Genomic DNA, 15,663 nt, shown 5'->3' with positions numbered 1-15,663 from the left:
CAACTCCGCGAGTGCATTTAAGGCAAAAACCCCGCGAAAACCCCTCTATACGCCTTATGTATATTCCAGGCTTCATCTTTCTCACATTTAGGGCCCCCTTGAACGCTGTTCCTAACAGTGCTCTTAAGGGGGTAGAGTCGCACGAGATGCTTCCCCGTCAGGGGATTGCGACCCCTCGGTGTGGGCGGCAATGGCGGCGATAAGGGCATGTCGCACGAGATGCTTCCCCGTCAGGAGCTAAACCCCCCAGGTTATCCCTGGGGGGTTTGCTTTTTTTGGGCGGAGGGGGCCTAGATGTACTTGTCCCCCCGCACCACCTCCACGTTTTCCACGTAAGCGATCACGGCGTAGTGGGGAAAGTAGTCCTCCTGAAGCTTTTTGAGGATCTTCAGGGCCACCTCCTCGCTCACGATGGTTTCCAGGTGGATGTTCTGCCCCTCCCAGTCCGCGCTCCTAAGGCCCCGGGACCCCTCCCCTCGGGCGGGGGTGATGGTGTACCCCTTGGCGCCTAGGCGCCTGATCTCCTCCACCAGCCTCTTCTCCAAGAGGCTTTCCGCCACGATGGTCACCAGCTTCAGCCGAACCAGCTCCATACCTCACCCCCCAAGGAGGCCCGAAAGGGCGTGGTAGAGGGGAATCCCCAAGACCAGGTTAAAGGGAAAGGTGACCGCGAGGCTAGCCGAAAGGTACAGGCTGGGGTTGGCCTCGGGCAGGGCGATGCGCACCGCAGCCGGGGCGGCGATGTAGGAGGCGCTGGCGGCCATGGCCCCAAGGACCGCAGACCCCGCGGAGGAAAGGCCCGCCAGGTGGCCCAGGTAAACCCCTAGGGAGCCGTGGAAAAGGGCAAGCCCCACCCCGTAGAGGACCAGGCGGAAGCCCACCTGCTTTAGCGCGGAAAGGCGGGAGGCCGCCACCATGCCCAGGTCCATGAGGAAAAGGGTCAGGGCCCCCTGGAAGGGGTCGGCGAAGAAGGCCTTCACCCTGGCCATGCCCTCCTCCCCGGAGAGGAAGCCGATGACGAGCCCCCCCAGGAGAAGGATCACGCTCTTGCCGGTGAAGACCTCCCGCAGGGCCTCCCCCATCCGCCCCGAGCCTCGCTTGGCGAGAAGGAGGGCGAGGACGATGCCGGGCACCTCCAGAAGGGCCACCAGGCTGGGCATGAACCCCTCGGCTCTCCCCCCTGCCGCCTGGACAAAGGAGAGGGCGGCGAGGAAGGTGACAGCGGATACGGAACCGTAATGGGCGGCTAGGGCGGCGGCATCGGGCCGAGACACCCGGAGGAAGCGGCGGGCCAAGGGGTAGGCGATGAGGGGCCGCACCCCCCCGAGAAAGAGGGTGGCCAAGGCGGGCAGGGCCACCTGGGCCAAGGGGGTATGGGAAAGCTCCACCCCACCCTTGAACCCGATGGCGAAGAGGAGGTAGATGGAAAGGGCCGTGTAGAGAGCTTCGGGAAAGGCGAGGTCGCTCCGGACGATGCGGGCGAAGGCCCCCAGGAAGAAGGCCAGCACCATGGGGGAAAGGAGATTGAACCTAAGGAGCTCTAGGGCCTCCATAGGCCTCCTTCTACCAAGGGGGAAAGGCTTGTACAATCCGGTACGATGCGGCCCTTGGTAGGCGTCATCATGGGCTCCAAGTCGGACTGGGCCACCCTGCGCCACGCGGCGGAGACCCTCGAGGCCCTAGGGGTCCCCTACGAGGTGCGGGTGGTCTCGGCCCACCGCACCCCGGACCTCATGGCGGAGTACGCCAAAACCGCGGAAGAGCGGGGCCTTCTGGTCATCATCGCCGGGGCGGGGGGGGCGGCCCACCTCCCCGGCATGACCGCGGCCCACACCCCTTTGCCTGTGCTTGGGGTGCCGGTGGAAAGCCAGGCCCTAAAGGGGCTGGACTCCCTCCTTTCCATCGTGCAGATGCCCGCCGGGGTTCCGGTGGGCACCCTGGCCATCGGCCGGGCCGGGGCGGTGAACGCGGCCCTTCTTGCCGCCAGCATCGTGGGCCTAAAGCACCCCGAGGTGATGGAGCGGCTTAAGGCCTACCGCAAGGCGCAGACGGAGGCCGTCCTGGCCCACCCCGACCCCAGGGAGGAAGGATGAGGGTGGGCGTGTTGGGCGGGGGCCAACTGGGACGGATGCTGGCCCTAGCGGGCTACCCCCTGGGGCTTTTCTTTCGCTTCCTGGATCCATCCCCGGAAGCCTGCGCGGGGCAGGTGGGGGCGCTTATCGCGGGGGACTTCCTGGACCCAGAGGCCCTAAGGCGGTTCGCGGAGGGGCTGGACCTCGTCACCTACGAGTTTGAAAACGTGCCCGTGGAGGCCGCGCGCTTCCTGGAAGGCCTCCTCCCCGTGCGCCCCACCCCGAAGGCCCTGGAGGTGGCCCAGGACCGGCTTCGGGAGAAGGCCTTCTTCCGGGAGCTCGGGGTTCCCACCCCCCCCTTCCACCCCGTGGAGGGCCCGGAGGACCTGGAGGAGGGCCTTGGGCGGGTGGGCCTCCCCGCCCTCCTCAAGACCCGAAGGGGGGGGTACGACGGCAAGGGGCAGGCCCTGGTCAAGACCCCAGAGGAGGCCCAAAAGGCCCTGGAGGCCCTTGGGGGGAAGGGGCTCATCCTCGAGGGCTTCGTGCCCTTTGAGCGGGAGGTTTCCCTTCTTTCGGTGCGAGGCCTTGAGGGGGAGGTGGCCTTCTACCCCCTGGTGGAAAACCACCACCGGGAGGGCATCCTCAGGCTTTCCCGCGCCCCCGCGCCCGGTCTTAGCCCTGCGCTCCAGGCCAAGGCTGAGGCCTACGCCAGGCGGGCCTTAGAGGCCTTAGGCTACGTGGGGGTGCTGGCCATTGAGTTCTTCCAGGTGGGGGAGGAGCTCTTTTTCAACGAGATGGCCCCCCGGGTGCACAACTCCGGCCACTGGACCATAGAGGGGGCGGAGACGAGCCAGTTCCAAAACCACCTGCGGGCCGTCTTGGGCCTCCCCCTGGGCTCCACCGCCCCCAGGGGCCATAGCGCCATGGCCAACCTCATCGGCCACCGGCCCGACTTCGCCCAGGTTCTGGCCCTGAAGGGGGCCCACCTCCACTGGTACGGCAAGGCGGTGCGCCCCGGGCGCAAGGTGGGGCACATCACCTTGCGCCTCGAGGCCCCAGGGGAACTGGAAGCCCTCCTCCCCCACCTCCTCAGCTTGGCGGAAGGGGCAAAATAGGGGCGTATGACCATCGCCGAACTGGAGGAAGCCCTTAAGGAGGAGGCGCGGGTCTTCCTGAACCGGGCGCAGGGCCTGAGGACGCCCCACACGGAAGACCTCTTCCAGCGGCGGGCCTACATCGGCCCTGAGGACCTGGTGGTGGAGAATTACCTAAGGCGGCGCCCCCTGGCCGCCTTCAACCCGGGGGCCGCTTTGGAAGGGGACATCCTCCACCTCTTCCCCCGCCTGGTCTTTGACTACTACAGCTACGCCTCAGCCATCGGCCACGCCGCCTTGCCCCTGAAAGACCTCCTCGCGGGGCAGGTGGAGGGGCCCATAGGGGTGCGCATCGTCCTCTACCCCACGGAGATCTTTGAGGCGGTGCGGGGCTGCGAGGACGCCCGGGCCCACCGCACCCCCCAGGGCTTCGCCCTCTTCTACACCGCGGTGGGGAAGATGGGGGACACCCGCAACACGGACAACAAGGACGTCTACACCGCCACCTTGGCCCTGGCCGAGCTGGACCAGGAGCTAAAGCTCCTCCGGAAGGACCTGGTGCGGGTGAGCCTCTCCAGGGAAAACACCGGGACCTCTCCTACCGGCACGGCCTCGCCCGGCTCTCCCCGGAAGGGGAGCTCCTCGGCCTCTCCAACTACCTCCTCGCCCCCCAGGGGCTTTACGAGGCCTACGGCGACCGCCCCCTCACCCTCTACGGCAACGGCCTCCTCCTCTATGGGGAGGAGCTCATCTGGGTGGGGGGGGTGGGGGACTACGCCATGGGGGCCTTCAGCGCGCCTTTGGAGGAGGTCCTGAGGCGGGTGCACCCGGTATAATCCGCCCAAAGGAGGAGAGGATGGAGCGGCTGGAACGGTTGCGGACGGTGGTGCGGGCGGCCAAGGACCACCCCCTATACAGGGAGAAGCTCAAAGGGGTAAACCCGGAAGGGCTCACCCTGGAAAGCCTCCATGAACTACCCCTGACCACCCGGGAGGAGTGGGTGGCCTACCTCAAGGAAAACCCTAGACCCCCCGGGGGGGCAAGCCTCATGCACCTCACCCCAAGCCCCCTCATGGGCTGGATGCCGGAGTACCTCTCCCAGGAGGACCTGCGCTACCAGGCGGAGGCCCTGGCGGCCCACTACAGGCGGCTTGGCATCACCGGGAAGAAGGTCCTGGTGGCCTTCAGCTACCACGTCTTCGCCGGGGGGTGGCTCTTCCACCAGGCCCTGTGGCGGGCCGGGAACCTGGTCTTCCCCCACGGGCCCGGGGAGGCGGGGCGGATCGCCGAGCTGGGGCAGGCCTACGGGTTTGACGTCCTAGTCACCAACCCCTCCTTCGCCTTCAAGGTGGGGCAGGCGGGGGGCAGGTTCCCCCTCCTCCTCGCAGGGGGCGAGCCCTTCACCTCCGTGCCCGGCTTCCGGGAAAAGGTGGAGGCCCTTTTGGGCGGAACCGCCCTAGACGCCTACGGCACCAGTGAGCTCGGCATCGTGGCTGGGGAGACCATGGCCAAGGATGGGCTTTGGGAAATCCCGGAGATGGCGGTCCTCGAGGTCCTAGACCCCGAGACCCTAAGGCCCGTGGCCGACGGGGAGAAGGGGGAGCTGGTGGTCACCGCCCTAAGCCGCACCCTCATGCCCATGATCCGCTTCCGCACCGGGGACCTGGCCATCGCGGAGAAGCGGGAGGGGCTCACCGTCCTGCCCCGCGGGGTCTTCGGGCGCACGGACGCCATGGTGAAGGTGAAGGGGGTGAAGCTTTACCCCACGGAGCTTGGGCCTATCCTCGCGGGCTTTGGTCTGGACCCCAAGGGCTTCCAGGTGGTGGTGGAAAGGAAGCTTGAGGGCACGGACAAACTGGTCCTTAGGCTCAAAGGGGAGAAGGTGCCCCCTGGGCTTATGGAGGCCATCCAGAAGGCCACGGGGCTCCGGGTGGACGAGGTGGAGCTCGTAAGCGAGCTCGCGGGGCCCTTGGTGGAAGACCGGCGCTTCTAGGTACCCCGCCCCCAGGAAAAGCATCAAGGTGGCCTGGCGGCTGACCCAGCCTGTCCTTCCTCCGAGTCCCGTAGGGATTTCTCAAGGCCAGGGCGCTTAGGCGCCCCGCCATAGCTTCACAGGGTACCTACGGGGCCACGGACAGGGGGCCCTTGTTACGTTCTTCTCATAAAGCGGGGTATACTGGGCCCTAAAGGCAGGGAAGCCCTCCCTAGGGTATAGTGAGGGCAAACTAGGAAGGAGGCAAAATGCGGTTCTTCGTGCTGGGGGATGTCTCGGTGGATCTCTTGTTCTTCCTGGAACGCATACCGGAGCCCGGGGAGGAGATCCCCTCACGCCGGGCCCTGATGAAGCCCGGGGGTGCGGGGGGCACCCTGGCCGCCCAGCTGGCCAGCCTCGGGCACAGGGTCTACCTGGCGGGCCGGGTGGGCCGGGACCCCTTCGCCGAGCTGGCCCTAAGCCGGGTGCGGGAGGTGGGGGTGGACCTCCGCCACCTGCAGGAGGACCCCGAGCACACCACGAGCTCGGTCCTCATCCTGGTGGTGCCTGGGGGGGAAAGGGCCATGGTGAGCGCGGAGGGGGCAAGCCGCTATCTGGACCCCGCCCTCTTCAAGCCCCGCTACCTGGACGGGGTGGACGCGGTGGTCCTCTCCGCCTACGCCCTGGTGGGGGGGCCTTCCCGGAGCTATGCGGTGGAGGTCCTGGAGGCCAGCAGGAAGCGGGAACTCCCCATCTTCGCCGACCTGGGCACGGGGGCGGTGCGGACCGCGGGGGCGGAGCTTTTGAAGTACCTCCGGGGGGCAACCTGGCTCCTCATGAACCAAACCGAGCTCCTCGCCCTCACCAAGGCGGCCTCCCTCTCGGAAGGGGTGGCCCGGCTTCGGGCGGAGGGGTTTGGGAACCTGGCCATCAAGGTGGGGGCCATGGGCTCCATCGTGGTGACCCCGGAGGGGGAAGAGCTTCTGGAGCCCTTTCCCATGGAGGACATCGTGGACTCCACGGGGGCAGGGGACGCCTACACCGCGGCCTTTGCCCACGCCATCCTTTCGGGGAAACGCCCCCTCGAGGCGGGCAGGCTCGCCAACCTGGCGGGGGCCCTGGCGGCCACGGCCTTCGGGGCCCAGGGAAGGCTCCTTAGGCTAGAGGACCTGGAAGTAGCGGCGCGCCAGGTCTAGGAAGGCAAGCCCCGCCCGGCCGCTCTTCTCGGGGTGGAACTGGGGGGCGAGGAGGTTTTCCCGGGCGAGGAGGGCGGCAAAGGGGGTGCCCTCGTACTCCCCTTCCCCCAAGGCCTCGGGGAGGAGGGGCCCATAGTAGGAGTTGGCGAAGTAGAAGTGGCGGCCCGAAAGGGTCTGGAAAGGCCCCCGGAAGCGGAGCCGGTTCCAGCCCATCTGGGGGACCCGGCCCCTAGGAAAGCGGCGCACCTCCCCCGGGAAAAGCCCGAGGCCCTTCACCCCAGGTGCCTCCTCCGAGCCCGCGTAGAGGACCTGCATGCCCACGCAGATCCCGAGGAAGGGAAGGCCCCGTTCCAGGTGGGAGAGGACCCTTTCCAGAAAGCCGCTTTGGCGGAAGGCGGCCATGACCTGGCCGAAGTGGCCCTGCCCGGGGAGGACCAGGAGGTCGGCCTCGGGGAAGGCCTTGGGTTCGGCCTCCACCCGCACGGAAAACCCCGCGGCCTCGAGGGCCTTGGCCGCGCTCTTTAGGTTCCCCGAGCCGTAGTCTATGACCAGCGCCCTCACAGCACCCCCTTAGTGCTGGGAAGCCCCTCCCCCGTGAGGCGGGTGGCCCGGTGGAGGGCCCGGGCCAGGGCCTTGAAGCTGGCCTCCAGGACGTGGTGGGCCTCCCGGCCCGAGAAGAGCCTAAGGTGAAGGGTGAGGCGGCCATGGTTGGCAAGGCCCCGGAGGAACTCCCTGAGGTGGTAGTGGTTCATCCCCCCCGCCGTTCCCTCCACCGGCCAATCCTCGGGGCGGAACTCCAGGTGGGGCCTTCCCGAGAGGTCCAGGACGCACAGGACCAGGGTCTCGTCCATGGGGGCGAAGGCCTCCCCGTAGCGCTCCAGGCCCCGCCCCTCCCCCAGGGCCTCCTTGAGGGCCAGGCCCAGGGTGATCCCCACGTCCTCCACCAGGTGGTGCACGTCCACCTCGAGGTCCCCCTTGGCGGAGACCTCCAGGAGGAAGCGCCCGTGGCGCTGGAGCTGGAGGAGCATGTGGTCCAGGAAGGGGAGGCCCGTGGCCACCTCCCCCCCCACGGGGCCGTCCAGGCCCAGGCGCACCTTGACCCAGGTCTCCGCCGTGGCCCGCTCCACCAAGGCTTCACGCATAGGCCACCTCAAAGGCCGCCCTCAGGAAGGCGTCCATCTCCTCCTTGAGGCCCACGGTCACCCTCAGGCACCCCTGGAGCAGGGGGTAGCGGTCCTGCCGCCGCACCAGAATCCCCTGGCGGAGGAGGTGGCGGAAGGCCTCTTCCGCATTGGGGGTGCGCACCAGGAGGAAGTTGGTGTGGCTGGGGTAGGGGCGCCAGGTGGGGTGCTCCAGAAGCCTACCGTACACCCGATCCCGCTCCGCCCGCACATGGGCCGCCACCTCCTCCACATAGCCCGGGTTCTCCAGGACCACCTCCAGGATGGCGCTGGTGTGGGCGGGGAGGACGAAGGGGGGCAGGACCTCCCGCACCGCCTGGGCCACCCCGGGATGGGCGAGAAGGTAGCCCGCCCGGATGCCCCCCAAGGAGAAGGCCTTGGAGAAGGTGCGCAGGAAGGCCACGTGGGGCCTTCCCCCGAGGAGGGCCCGGAAGTCCGTGCCGGCGAACTCCCGGTAGGCCTCGTCCACCACCAAAAGCCCCCCCACCTCCTCGGCCCGCTCCGCCAGGGCCCTTAGGGCCTCCTCCGGGAAGAGGGCCCCCGTGGGGGCGTGGGGGTTGGGGAGGAAGAGGACCCCCCCGGTGAAGGCCTCGAGGAGGGCCTTGAGGGGAAGCCCAAACCCCTCCAAAAGGGGCACCGCCCGGTAAGGGGTCCCCGCTGCCCGGGCCGCGTGGGCATAGTGGGGAAAGGAGGGGCTTAGGTCCAAGACCTCCTCCGCGGCCAGGGCCAGGGCCTGGATGAGGAGGTTGGACCCCGGGGCCAGGACCACCCCTTCTTCCGGCCAGTCCAGGAGGTCGGAAAGCCTCTTCCTCAGGCCCTCGGCGTAGATCTTTGGGTACCGGTTCCAGGGGAGGCGGGCCATGCGCCTTAGGGCCTCCTCCTTGAGGGGCGGGGGCAGGTCAAAGGGGCTTTCGTTCTGGTCCAGCTTGATGGGGGCCTCGAGGGAGGCGTAGGGGTAGGGGGCAAGGCCCCGGAGGTGGGGTTTGAAGGCCCTCATGGGTCAAGTATAGGCCCCCTCGCAGGCCCTCCCTACAAGAACCGCACCACCCGCTCCACGGAAAGGCGGTGGTGGGGAAACCCCTCCTCCGCCGGGTAGCCCACGGGGAGGAGGGCAGGGATGGCCGCGTGGGCGGGGAGGCCCAAAAGGGCCTTCACCCGCCCGGGATCAAAGCCCAGCATGGGCACGCTGGCCAGAGCGTACCCCTGAAGGATGAGGAGGAGGTAGCCCCAGAGGATGTAGCTCTGCCCCGCCCCCCACTGGGCCCGCGCCTCTAGGTCCATGCCATGGAAGGCCTTCAGGATAGCTTCCTTCTGGGCCTCCCGCCTCTCCCCCTGAAGGCCAGGGGGAATGACCTCGTCCAGGCGGGCCAGGGCGTCCTCCATGTCCGCGTAAAGGACCAGGACCACCGGGGCCTCCTCCACCTGGCGCTGGCCGAAGGCGGCTTCCTTTAGGGCGCTTTTTAGGGCCAGGTCCCTTACCACCAGGATGCGCCAGGGCTGGAGGTTCCAAGCGGAAGGGGCCCTAAGGGCAAGCTCCAAGACCTCCCGAAGGAGGGGCTCGGGGATGGGGTCGGGCCGGTAGCGGCGGATGGAGCGCCTTTCCAGGGCCGCGGTGCGCACGTCGCTGGGCTTGGGCAAGGCCGTCATAGGGCCAAGGGTAAGGGCTGGGGGCAAGGGGTTTTGTGAATGAAAGAACAGAATAACCTGGCCTGCCCAGTCCTTTCTTTGGGGCCCCCGCTGAAGCCTTCGCTTCGGTGGGGTTTAGAAGTGGGCGTACCCCCGCCGGGGCACCGGCGCCCCCCGGAAGTACACCCCTTCCCCCTCCCCCACCCGCCCCGCGCGGAAGAGGGGAAGCCCGGCCTCCCCTGCCCGGGCCAGGACCTGGGCCTCCGCCTCCGGGGGGACCACCAGCACCGCCTCAAACTCCTCCCCCCCAAAAAGGACGAGCTCCACCGCCTCCTCCTCCCCCCCGGCGAAGGCCAGGACGTCGGGGTGGAGGGGGAGGGCCTCGAGATCCACCCGCACCCCGAGCTCCGCAAGCTGCCAGAGGGTTTCCGAAAGGCCATCGGAGGAGTCCAAGGCCCCCCGGAGGAGGCCCCTTAGGGCCAGGAGCCCCAGGCGGGGCAGGGGGTAGAAGGCGGCTTCCCGAATGAGGGGAAAGGCCCCCAGATCCCGCCCCTGGTAGTGGGCCCGGATGGCGGCCCCCACCCGCCCCCAGCGGTCCCCCGCCAGGTAGAGGAGATCCCCAGGGGAGGCCTCCCGGGGCAGGGGGCTTTGGGCGGGGCCGAACCCGCTCACCGTGAGGGCCACCTCCTCCCCCCGGTTGGTGTCCCCCCCAAGGAGATGGGCGCCAAGCCGCCTCGCCGCCTCCGCTGCCCCCTTCACCAGGCGCCTGGCGAAGCCCACCTCCAGGTCCCCAGGGAGGAAAAGTCCCAGGGTGAAGCCCAGGGGCCGGGCCATTTTGACAAGAAGGTCCGAGGCGGTGGCCGCCACCCCCCGGAAGCCCACCTCAAAGGGGCCCATCCCCACTAGGGCCACCTCCCGGTAGAGGAAGCCGTCCGTTTTCAGGAGCCAGGCCTCCCCTCCCATCCACACCCCCCCCGCGTCGTCCCCTGGGGGGAGGGGGGCCCCTTCCGGGTAGCCGATGGGGGCAAGGCCCTTGAGTAGAGCCCTTTCCCCGATCTCGCAAAGCCGCATGCCCCTAAGGTACAGGGTAAGATGGCAGGCGTGTGCCGGCTTGACCTATGCCGAACCCCGGCCCAGGGCCCCCTTCTCCTGGTAGAGGTCCTCCCGGCAGGAAGCCTCCTCACCGCCCTCCTCAGCCAGGGTGCGGAGGCGGTCTGGGTGGTCCCTGGGCCCAAGGTGGCCCGGATTCTCGCGGAGGAGCTCGGGCCCAAGGCCCTCCTCCTGGGCGAGGCCGAGGGGTTCCCCCCAGAGGGCTTCCACGGCCGCCTGGCCCTGGTGGACCTCCCGGGGCTTGAGGTGCAAGGCCGCCTCCCCATCCTGGCGGCACCCGTCCTCTACGAGAGCCTCCTCCCCGAGGAGGAAGAGGTCTACCTGGCCAACTTCCGCAACGCCAAAGCCATCCTGGAAAGGTTCTCCGGGGCAAGGGGCCTTACCCTAAGGCCTGCCGGAGCCCCTGAGCCCCTGCTTTCCGCCCTGGTGGCTTCGGGCTTCCTCCTCAAGCGCCTCCAGCCCGAAGGCCCCCCCCACATGGCCACCCTTCTCCTCAAGGCCTTCCCCGACCCGCAGGAAGCCCTTTTCCAAAGCGAGGAGGGCCAGGCCCTCCACCGCCAAGGGCGCGCGGAGGAGCTGGCCCTGGCGAGCCTCATCGGGATAGACCCGGTGGTGCCAAGGCTTACGGAAAGGCGCCGCTACCCCAAGGCGGACTACGGCCTGAGCCGGGACCGCCTGGCCTACCGCTTTGCACCATGGAACGGCTGACCCTCCTCGGCCTCCCCCTGGACCCCGTGGACATGGAAGGGGCCTTGGGGAGGATCGGGCGCTTCCTGGAGGAGCCCAGAACGCACCAGGTGGTCACCCTGAACCCGGAAATCGCCGTGCGGGCCCAGGGGGACGAGGCCTTGAGGCGGGCCATCCTCGAGGCCGAGCTCGTCACCCCAGATGGCGTGGGGGTCCTCTGGGCGGCCCGGCGGCTTTGCAGGGTGGAACTTAAGGAGAGGGTCACAGGCATAGACCTCACCCTAGCCCTCCTCAGGCGCTTTCCCGGCATCCGGGTCTACCTCCTTGGGGGGAGGCCTGGGGTGGCGGAACGGGCAGCCCAGGAGGTGGCCCGGCTTGGGGGGGAGGTGGTGGGCTTCCACCACGGCTACTTCCGGGAGGAAGGCCATTTGCTAGAGGAGATCCAAAAGAAAGCCCCCGACCTCCTCCTGGTGGGCATGGGGGAAAGGCAGGAGGTCTTCATCCACCGCCACAAGGCCCGCCTGGGGGCCCGGGTGGCCATAGGGGTGGGGGGCACCCTGGACGTGCTGGCGGGAGAGGCCAAGCGCCCCCCCCTTTGGGCCCAGAGGATGGGGCTGGAGTGGCTCTTAAGGGTGGGCCTGGACCCGAAACGCTGGCGCCGTGTCCCAAGGCTTTTCCGCTTCGCTTACATGGTCCTCAGGGAAAAGGGCTAGCATGGGGACATGAAACGGTTCCTCCTCCTTCTCTTCCTGGCCCCCGCCCTGGCCCAAGGGCTCGTCCTCCCTTTTGAGGGACCTAGGGGCTACCAGCTGGCCCAGGCCTTCGCCGAGGGGCTTAAAGCCCCCCCGCCCACCCTCCTCGCCCTCCTCCTCCCCGAGCCCCCCTGGCGGCAGGGGTACGAGCTCGTGGGGGGGCTTTACACCCGGGCTGGGGCCGCCTTGGCCTGGGAAATCGCGGGGGCGGACTGGGTCCTCTTGGGCCGGCAGGAGGAAAGGGGCCTCCGGGTGTTCCTGGCCCGGAAAGAAGGGGTGGAAGAGGGGCTCTTCCCCACGCCGGAGCTGGCCTGGCTCTGGCTCCAGGGGAAGGGCCTCGCCCCCCGGTACACCCCCCTCCCCGAGCCCCTCCTCTCCGAGGAAAGGCTCCGGGCCCTGGCCCAAGGGGAGGACCCAGACCCCTTGCACCGCTCCGCCTTGGACCTGAAGGAGGGCCGGGGGAGTGGGCTTTTGGAAGGCCTCCTGCCGGGGAGGCTCCTCCTCCTTTGGCAGGGGAAGCCTCCGGCGGCCTACCAGGCCCTGGACCTCCTGGCCCAGGGGAAGGAGGAGGAGGCCCTAAAGGCCGCGGAGGCCCTGGAGGGGGGGCTTTTGGACCGGCTCACCGCCCACCTCCTCTACCGGGCCCTGGAGGAGGGGCGCTGGAAGGCGAGCGCCCGGGCCTTGGCGGAGGCCTACCCCTACCTGGCCTTCGCCTGGGAAGAGGTGAGCTTCGCCGCCTTTGAGGAGGGGAAAGGGGAGGAGGCCCGGGAAGCCCTCCTCCAGGCCCTAAAACTCCGGCCGGACTACTGGCTTTACTGGACCAACCTGGGCTGGGCCCATTACCTCATGGGGGACCTCCCCCGGGCCATCCTGGCCTCGGAGCGGGCGGTGCGGCTTGGCCCAAACGCCACCGCCTACTACAACCTGGGGCTTTTCCGGGCCATCTACGGGGACTTCCTGGGGGCCAAGGCCGCCTACGACCGGGCCCTCAGGCTGGACGAGGGGGAGGAGGTGGAGGCGGCCCTCAAGGACCTGGAGGGGCGGGAAGAGCCCCTCGCCCTCTTCTTCCGGGCCTACCTCTCGGAGCGGGCGGGCCTCGAGGCCGCCCCCCTCTACCGGGCCTTCCTCTCCGCCCACCCCCGCCACCCCGTGGCCCCCTTGGCCCAAAGAGCCTTGGCCTGGCTGGAAAGGGGCGGGGTGGCCCTTACCCTCCAGAGGCTCACCCTCATCCCCGGGGACCGGGATGCGCGGCCCTTCCGGGCCGGGGAGGCCATCTTCCCCGAGGTGCGCCTCGAGGGCAGCCCCTACCTCCCCAAAGGGGAGCTCCGGGTGGCCTTACTGGGCCCTGAGGGGCAGGCGGAAAGCACCAAGCCCCTAGGCTTCCCGCCCCTCACCGCCGCCCTGGTGGAGACAGGCCCCGCGGTCACCCCAGAGACCCCGGGATGGTACACCCTGGAGGTCCGCTACGGCCCCGCGGTGGCCCGCCTCCCCCTGGAGGTGGGCTCCCCCAGCCTGGCCCGCCGGCTTTACGCCCTAGGCCTCCTTCCCAAAGACCTCTCCGGGCGGGACCTCCTGACGCCGGAAGAAGCCCTAGGGGAAGAGGGGGAGGTCCTCCTCCTCCAAAGGACCACGGAGGCCTTGAGGGAGGCCGCCCCCCTCGCCACCTCCGAGCGCCTAAGAAGCCCCCTGGAGAAGGGGCCCTTTGCAGGGAAAAGCGTCCAAGACCTGCTAAAGGAAGCCACCTCCGAGCTCGCCCGCGCCTTCTACGAACAGGTGGTGGAGGCCCCGGAGCTCCTTGGGGACCAGGACGTGGTGAACGCCTTTGTCAACTGGGTTCTGGGGTCTGTAACGCCGTAACGGGGCGGTAACGCCCGGCCGGTGCTACCCTTAATTTGGTCACATTAGACCAGATTAAGGAGGTGCATTGGCATGGGTATTCGGCATAGGTATTGGGGCATGGTAGCCCTGGCGTTGGCTCTGGGCGCCTGTTCCTCCCCGCAAACGGCCAAGCCCACCATGGTGGCCCCCAGCCCAAGGGATGATGCCGGCGGCGACCCTGCTCAGGCCTGTGGGGAGGTGGCCGAGCTGGACCTGGGCGGCCAAGGAACGGTGCTGGTCTGGAACACGGAAACCACCCTCTTCCTCCGGCTCGTAGCCCACGCCCCCTGGACCCTGACGGAAAGCCACGCTTACGCGGGACTGAACGCCCCCGCCGGGTGGTGGAGCTTCCCTGCCAAAGCGGTGCACGATCCCTACGTGGGCACCTTCACCTACGCCTTCGCCCTCGCCGACCTAGGGGCTGGGCCCGGGGATACCCTGCAGGTGGCGGGCCACGCCTTTCTCCTCACCCCCAGCTACGCCTTCGCCGAGGCCACGGCCCAAGGGGAAGTCACGGTGGCCCGGTGCGGGCAGACCCCACCCCCACCGGGGAAGGACATCGTGGTCTTCAACGACATCAACCCCTTTGACAGAACCGGCATGGCCAACCCCAACAACCGGCTCATGGCCAAGAACCTGGTGGGCTACGCCACCTCGGGGCCTCGAGGCTCCGGCACCAAGATCCTCTTTGACCGGGGTCGGGGTTCGGTGTGCGGTGGGACAGGGGAGTGCGGCGACGGAAACCTCTCTATGTTCCGAAGCGTCCTGCAGAGCGAGGGCTTCACCATAGAGGAGCTGAACTCCACCCAAGGCTCCATCACCCCTCTTCCCGCGGAGGTGAAGGTCATCTTCCTCTGGAACCCCAGGGAGACCTTTACCCCCCAGGAGGTGAACGCCCTGAAGGCCTTCGCCGATGAAGGGGGACGGGTGGTCTTCATCGGGGAATGGCAGGGCTACTACGATGCCATCACCCTGGAAAACGACTTCCTCGCCAAGATGGGGGCGGTGATGACCAACACCGGCCAGGCGGTGGACTGTGGATACAACACCCTCCCCCAGGCCTCCTTGCGCCCCCACCAGATCACCCAGGGCATGACCGACATCACCATCGCCTGCTCCTCGGTGCTTATCCCCGGGCCCAACGACTACCCCCTCTACTACGACCACACCAACACCAAGGTGCTCTCCGCGGTGGCCACCATAGACACCACCCCTATTCCCCTGAACTTCGTGGCCCCCACCCGGATCGTCCCTCAAACCCTCACCCTCCCCGCCTTGAACCCCCGCTCGGCCACCGGCTACTAGGCTTCCCCGGCCTTGAGGCCCCCTCCGGGGGGCCTCTTATACTGGGGTCCATGGACCCAGAGGCCAAAAAGAAAGCCTTGCGGAGCTTCACCTACGGCCTTTACCTCCTCACGGCCCAAGACGGGGAGGAGGTGGCCGCGGGCACGGTGAACTGGGTGACCCAGGTCTCCTTCCAGCCCCCCCTCATCGCCCTTGGGGTCAAGCGGGACAGCCACCTTCACGCCCTCATCGCTAGGACAGGGAGGCTCGCCCTCATGACCCTAAGGGCGGACCAAAAGGCCATCGCCCAGGACTTCTTCAAGCCCACCCAGCGGGAGGGGGACACCCTAAACGGCCACCCCTTTGAGCCCTCCCCCACCTTCGGCCTCCCCCTCCTCACCGAGCTCCCCTACTGGCTCGAGGCCGAACTCCGGGGCCTCCTCGCCCTGGGGGACCACAGCGTGGTGGTGGCCGAGGTGGTGGGGGCGGGGGTCAGGGAAGAGGCCAAACCCCTCGTCATGTGGGATACGGGCTGGTTCTACGGGGGCTAGAAACGCCAAAGGCCCTCCAGGGCTTCCTGGAGGGCCTCGCCTTGGTGGAGCCGACGGGACTCGAACCCGTGACCTCCTGAGTGCGATTCAGGCGCGCTCCCAGCTGCGCCACGGCCCCACGCGCCCTTTAGGATAGCGAGGGGGCCCTCCCTTGTCTAGTCCCTGTAGTTGGCCAGCACATTTGAGACTCTGTGGGGACCCCCTCCTCCTTGAGCTTGGCCAGGAACCCCAAGGGCGCAAGACCCCCCAAAGCCCGGTGC

The 15,663-nt window shown here is 68.4% G+C and carries 17 protein-coding genes, 1 tRNA gene and 1 pseudogene; 11 read left to right on the top strand and 8 right to left on the bottom strand.

The annotated features are described in order from the left end of the window. Positions 1-290: 290 nt before the first annotated feature. Together WKI94_RS08995 and WKI94_RS08990 are read right to left on the bottom strand one after the other, a co-directional pair. Positions 291-593: a transcriptional regulator gene (locus WKI94_RS08995; RefSeq protein WP_337845418.1), complete on the bottom strand. Its 303-nt coding sequence runs from the start codon at positions 591-593 to the stop codon at positions 291-293. Positions 594-596: 3 nt separating this feature from the next. Continuing rightward, positions 597-1,553: a sodium-dependent bicarbonate transport family permease gene (locus WKI94_RS08990; protein ID WP_337845417.1), complete on the bottom strand. Its 957-nt coding sequence runs from the start codon at positions 1,551-1,553 to the stop codon at positions 597-599. Positions 1,554-1,598: 45 nt separating this feature from the next. Here WKI94_RS08990 and purE point away from each other — a divergent pair, with 45 nt between their 5' ends. The 6 genes and pseudogenes from purE (at position 1,599) to WKI94_RS08960 (ending at position 6,334) form a co-directional block, all read left to right on the top strand. After that, on the top strand, positions 1,599-2,093 hold the full coding sequence (purE, locus tag WKI94_RS08985) for a 5-(carboxyamino)imidazole ribonucleotide mutase (RefSeq protein WP_337845416.1): 495 nt from the start codon (positions 1,599-1,601) through the stop codon (positions 2,091-2,093). Continuing rightward, the gene (locus tag WKI94_RS08980; protein WP_337845415.1) at positions 2,090-3,187 is read left to right on the top strand and encodes a 5-(carboxyamino)imidazole ribonucleotide synthase; all 1,098 of its coding nucleotides are present in this window, start codon (positions 2,090-2,092) and stop codon (positions 3,185-3,187) included. The genes purE and WKI94_RS08980 overlap by 4 nt, the downstream gene beginning before the upstream one ends. A 6-nt stretch (positions 3,188-3,193) precedes the next feature. Continuing rightward, a pseudogene (locus tag WKI94_RS08975) lies at positions 3,194-3,592 on the top strand (hypothetical protein); the annotation flags it as partial. Continuing rightward, positions 3,559-4,002 carry a hypothetical protein gene (locus WKI94_RS08970; RefSeq protein ID WP_337845419.1) on the top strand — a complete coding sequence of 148 codons (444 nt, stop codon included), beginning with the start codon at positions 3,559-3,561 and terminating at the stop codon, positions 4,000-4,002. The pseudogene WKI94_RS08975 and the gene WKI94_RS08970, both read left to right, overlap by 34 nt. Positions 4,003-4,022: 20 nt before the next feature. Then, positions 4,023-5,159 (top strand): phenylacetate--CoA ligase family protein, encoded by a 1,137-nt coding sequence (locus WKI94_RS08965; protein WP_337845414.1) that lies wholly within the window; start codon positions 4,023-4,025, stop codon positions 5,157-5,159. Between the two features lie 248 nt (positions 5,160-5,407). Continuing rightward, on the top strand, positions 5,408-6,334 hold the full coding sequence (locus tag WKI94_RS08960; protein ID WP_337845413.1) for a carbohydrate kinase family protein: 927 nt from the start codon (positions 5,408-5,410) through the stop codon (positions 6,332-6,334). Here the strand turns inward: WKI94_RS08960 and hisH are convergent. From hisH to WKI94_RS08935, 5 genes are all read right to left on the bottom strand, one after another. After that, positions 6,299-6,895 carry an imidazole glycerol phosphate synthase subunit HisH gene (hisH, locus tag WKI94_RS08955; protein ID WP_337845412.1) on the bottom strand — a complete coding sequence of 199 codons (597 nt, stop codon included), beginning with the start codon at positions 6,893-6,895 and terminating at the stop codon, positions 6,299-6,301. The genes WKI94_RS08960 and hisH overlap by 36 nt on opposite strands. Beyond that, positions 6,892-7,476: an imidazoleglycerol-phosphate dehydratase HisB gene (hisB, locus tag WKI94_RS08950; protein ID WP_337845411.1), complete on the bottom strand. Its 585-nt coding sequence runs from the start codon at positions 7,474-7,476 to the stop codon at positions 6,892-6,894. Before hisB ends, hisH begins: the two co-directional genes overlap by 4 nt. After that, complete coding sequence (locus tag WKI94_RS08945) at positions 7,469-8,512, bottom strand: aminotransferase class I/II-fold pyridoxal phosphate-dependent enzyme (RefSeq protein WP_337845410.1); 1,044 nt, start codon at positions 8,510-8,512, stop codon at positions 7,469-7,471. The genes hisB and WKI94_RS08945 overlap by 8 nt, the downstream gene beginning before the upstream one ends. Before the next feature lie 32 nt (positions 8,513-8,544). Next, positions 8,545-9,162: a nitroreductase family protein gene (locus tag WKI94_RS08940; protein ID WP_337845409.1), complete on the bottom strand. Its 618-nt coding sequence runs from the start codon at positions 9,160-9,162 to the stop codon at positions 8,545-8,547. A gap of 114 nt (positions 9,163-9,276) precedes the next feature. Next, positions 9,277-10,212: a thiamine-phosphate kinase gene (locus tag WKI94_RS08935; protein WP_337845408.1), complete on the bottom strand. Its 936-nt coding sequence runs from the start codon at positions 10,210-10,212 to the stop codon at positions 9,277-9,279. A 30-nt stretch (positions 10,213-10,242) separates the two neighbouring features. Between WKI94_RS08935 and WKI94_RS08930 the strand changes: the two genes are divergently transcribed. The 5 genes from WKI94_RS08930 to WKI94_RS08910 all read left to right on the top strand — a co-directional run bounded on the left by WKI94_RS08930 (position 10,243) and on the right by WKI94_RS08910 (position 15,403). Beyond that, entirely contained in the window at positions 10,243-10,959 is a 717-nt protein-coding gene (locus WKI94_RS08930) for a 2-phosphosulfolactate phosphatase (RefSeq protein WP_337845407.1), read from the top strand. After that, positions 10,947-11,651, top strand: a complete 705-nt coding sequence (locus tag WKI94_RS08925) for a WecB/TagA/CpsF family glycosyltransferase (protein WP_337845406.1) — start codon at positions 10,947-10,949, stop codon at positions 11,649-11,651. The genes WKI94_RS08930 and WKI94_RS08925 overlap by 13 nt, the downstream gene beginning before the upstream one ends. 9 nt (positions 11,652-11,660) lie before the next feature. Then, positions 11,661-13,547: a tetratricopeptide repeat protein gene (locus tag WKI94_RS08920; protein WP_337845405.1), complete on the top strand. Its 1,887-nt coding sequence runs from the start codon at positions 11,661-11,663 to the stop codon at positions 13,545-13,547. Positions 13,548-13,646: 99 nt separating this feature from the next. Next, positions 13,647-14,873, top strand: a complete 1,227-nt coding sequence (locus WKI94_RS08915; RefSeq protein ID WP_337845404.1) for an ABC transporter — start codon at positions 13,647-13,649, stop codon at positions 14,871-14,873. A 50-nt stretch (positions 14,874-14,923) separates the two neighbouring features. Then, the gene (locus tag WKI94_RS08910; protein WP_337845403.1) at positions 14,924-15,403 is read left to right on the top strand and encodes a flavin reductase family protein; all 480 of its coding nucleotides are present in this window, start codon (positions 14,924-14,926) and stop codon (positions 15,401-15,403) included. 42 nt (positions 15,404-15,445) lie between these two features. Here WKI94_RS08910 and WKI94_RS08905 read toward each other — a convergent pair. Further along, positions 15,446-15,521: transfer RNA gene (locus WKI94_RS08905), tRNA-Ala, on the bottom strand. Positions 15,522-15,663 lie beyond the last annotated feature (142 nt).

Origin of the sequence: Thermus sp. (assembly GCF_037444525.1) — a bacterium.
In the GTDB taxonomy this organism is placed as follows: Bacteria; Deinococcota; Deinococci; order Deinococcales; family Thermaceae; genus Thermus.
This window is presented reverse-complemented; position numbering and strand designations above follow the sequence as displayed.

What these genes read in the sequence shown, in the direction of transcription:
- WKI94_RS08995 (WP_337845418.1), bottom strand. Translation starts at nt 593, where the DNA reads ATGGAGCTGGTTCGGCTGAAGCTGGTGACCATCGTGGCGGAAAGCCTC.
- WKI94_RS08990 (WP_337845417.1), bottom strand. Translation starts at nt 1,553, where the DNA reads ATGGAGGCCCTAGAGCTCCTTAGGTTCAATCTCCTTTCCCCCATGGTG.
- purE (WP_337845416.1), top strand. Translation starts at nt 1,599, where the DNA reads ATGCGGCCCTTGGTAGGCGTCATCATGGGCTCCAAGTCGGACTGGGCC.
- WKI94_RS08980 (WP_337845415.1), top strand. Translation starts at nt 2,090, where the DNA reads ATGAGGGTGGGCGTGTTGGGCGGGGGCCAACTGGGACGGATGCTGGCC.
- WKI94_RS08965 (WP_337845414.1), top strand. Translation starts at nt 4,023, where the DNA reads ATGGAGCGGCTGGAACGGTTGCGGACGGTGGTGCGGGCGGCCAAGGAC.
- WKI94_RS08960 (WP_337845413.1), top strand. Translation starts at nt 5,408, where the DNA reads ATGCGGTTCTTCGTGCTGGGGGATGTCTCGGTGGATCTCTTGTTCTTC.
- hisB (WP_337845411.1), bottom strand. Translation starts at nt 7,476, where the DNA reads ATGCGTGAAGCCTTGGTGGAGCGGGCCACGGCGGAGACCTGGGTCAAG.
- WKI94_RS08945 (WP_337845410.1), bottom strand. Translation starts at nt 8,512, where the DNA reads ATGAGGGCCTTCAAACCCCACCTCCGGGGCCTTGCCCCCTACCCCTAC.
- WKI94_RS08940 (WP_337845409.1), bottom strand. Translation starts at nt 9,162, where the DNA reads ATGACGGCCTTGCCCAAGCCCAGCGACGTGCGCACCGCGGCCCTGGAA.
- WKI94_RS08935 (WP_337845408.1), bottom strand. Translation starts at nt 10,212, where the DNA reads ATGCGGCTTTGCGAGATCGGGGAAAGGGCTCTACTCAAGGGCCTTGCC.
- WKI94_RS08925 (WP_337845406.1), top strand. Translation starts at nt 10,947, where the DNA reads ATGGAACGGCTGACCCTCCTCGGCCTCCCCCTGGACCCCGTGGACATG.
- WKI94_RS08920 (WP_337845405.1), top strand. Translation starts at nt 11,661, where the DNA reads ATGAAACGGTTCCTCCTCCTTCTCTTCCTGGCCCCCGCCCTGGCCCAA.
- WKI94_RS08915 (WP_337845404.1), top strand. Translation starts at nt 13,647, where the DNA reads ATGGTAGCCCTGGCGTTGGCTCTGGGCGCCTGTTCCTCCCCGCAAACG.
- WKI94_RS08910 (WP_337845403.1), top strand. Translation starts at nt 14,924, where the DNA reads ATGGACCCAGAGGCCAAAAAGAAAGCCTTGCGGAGCTTCACCTACGGC.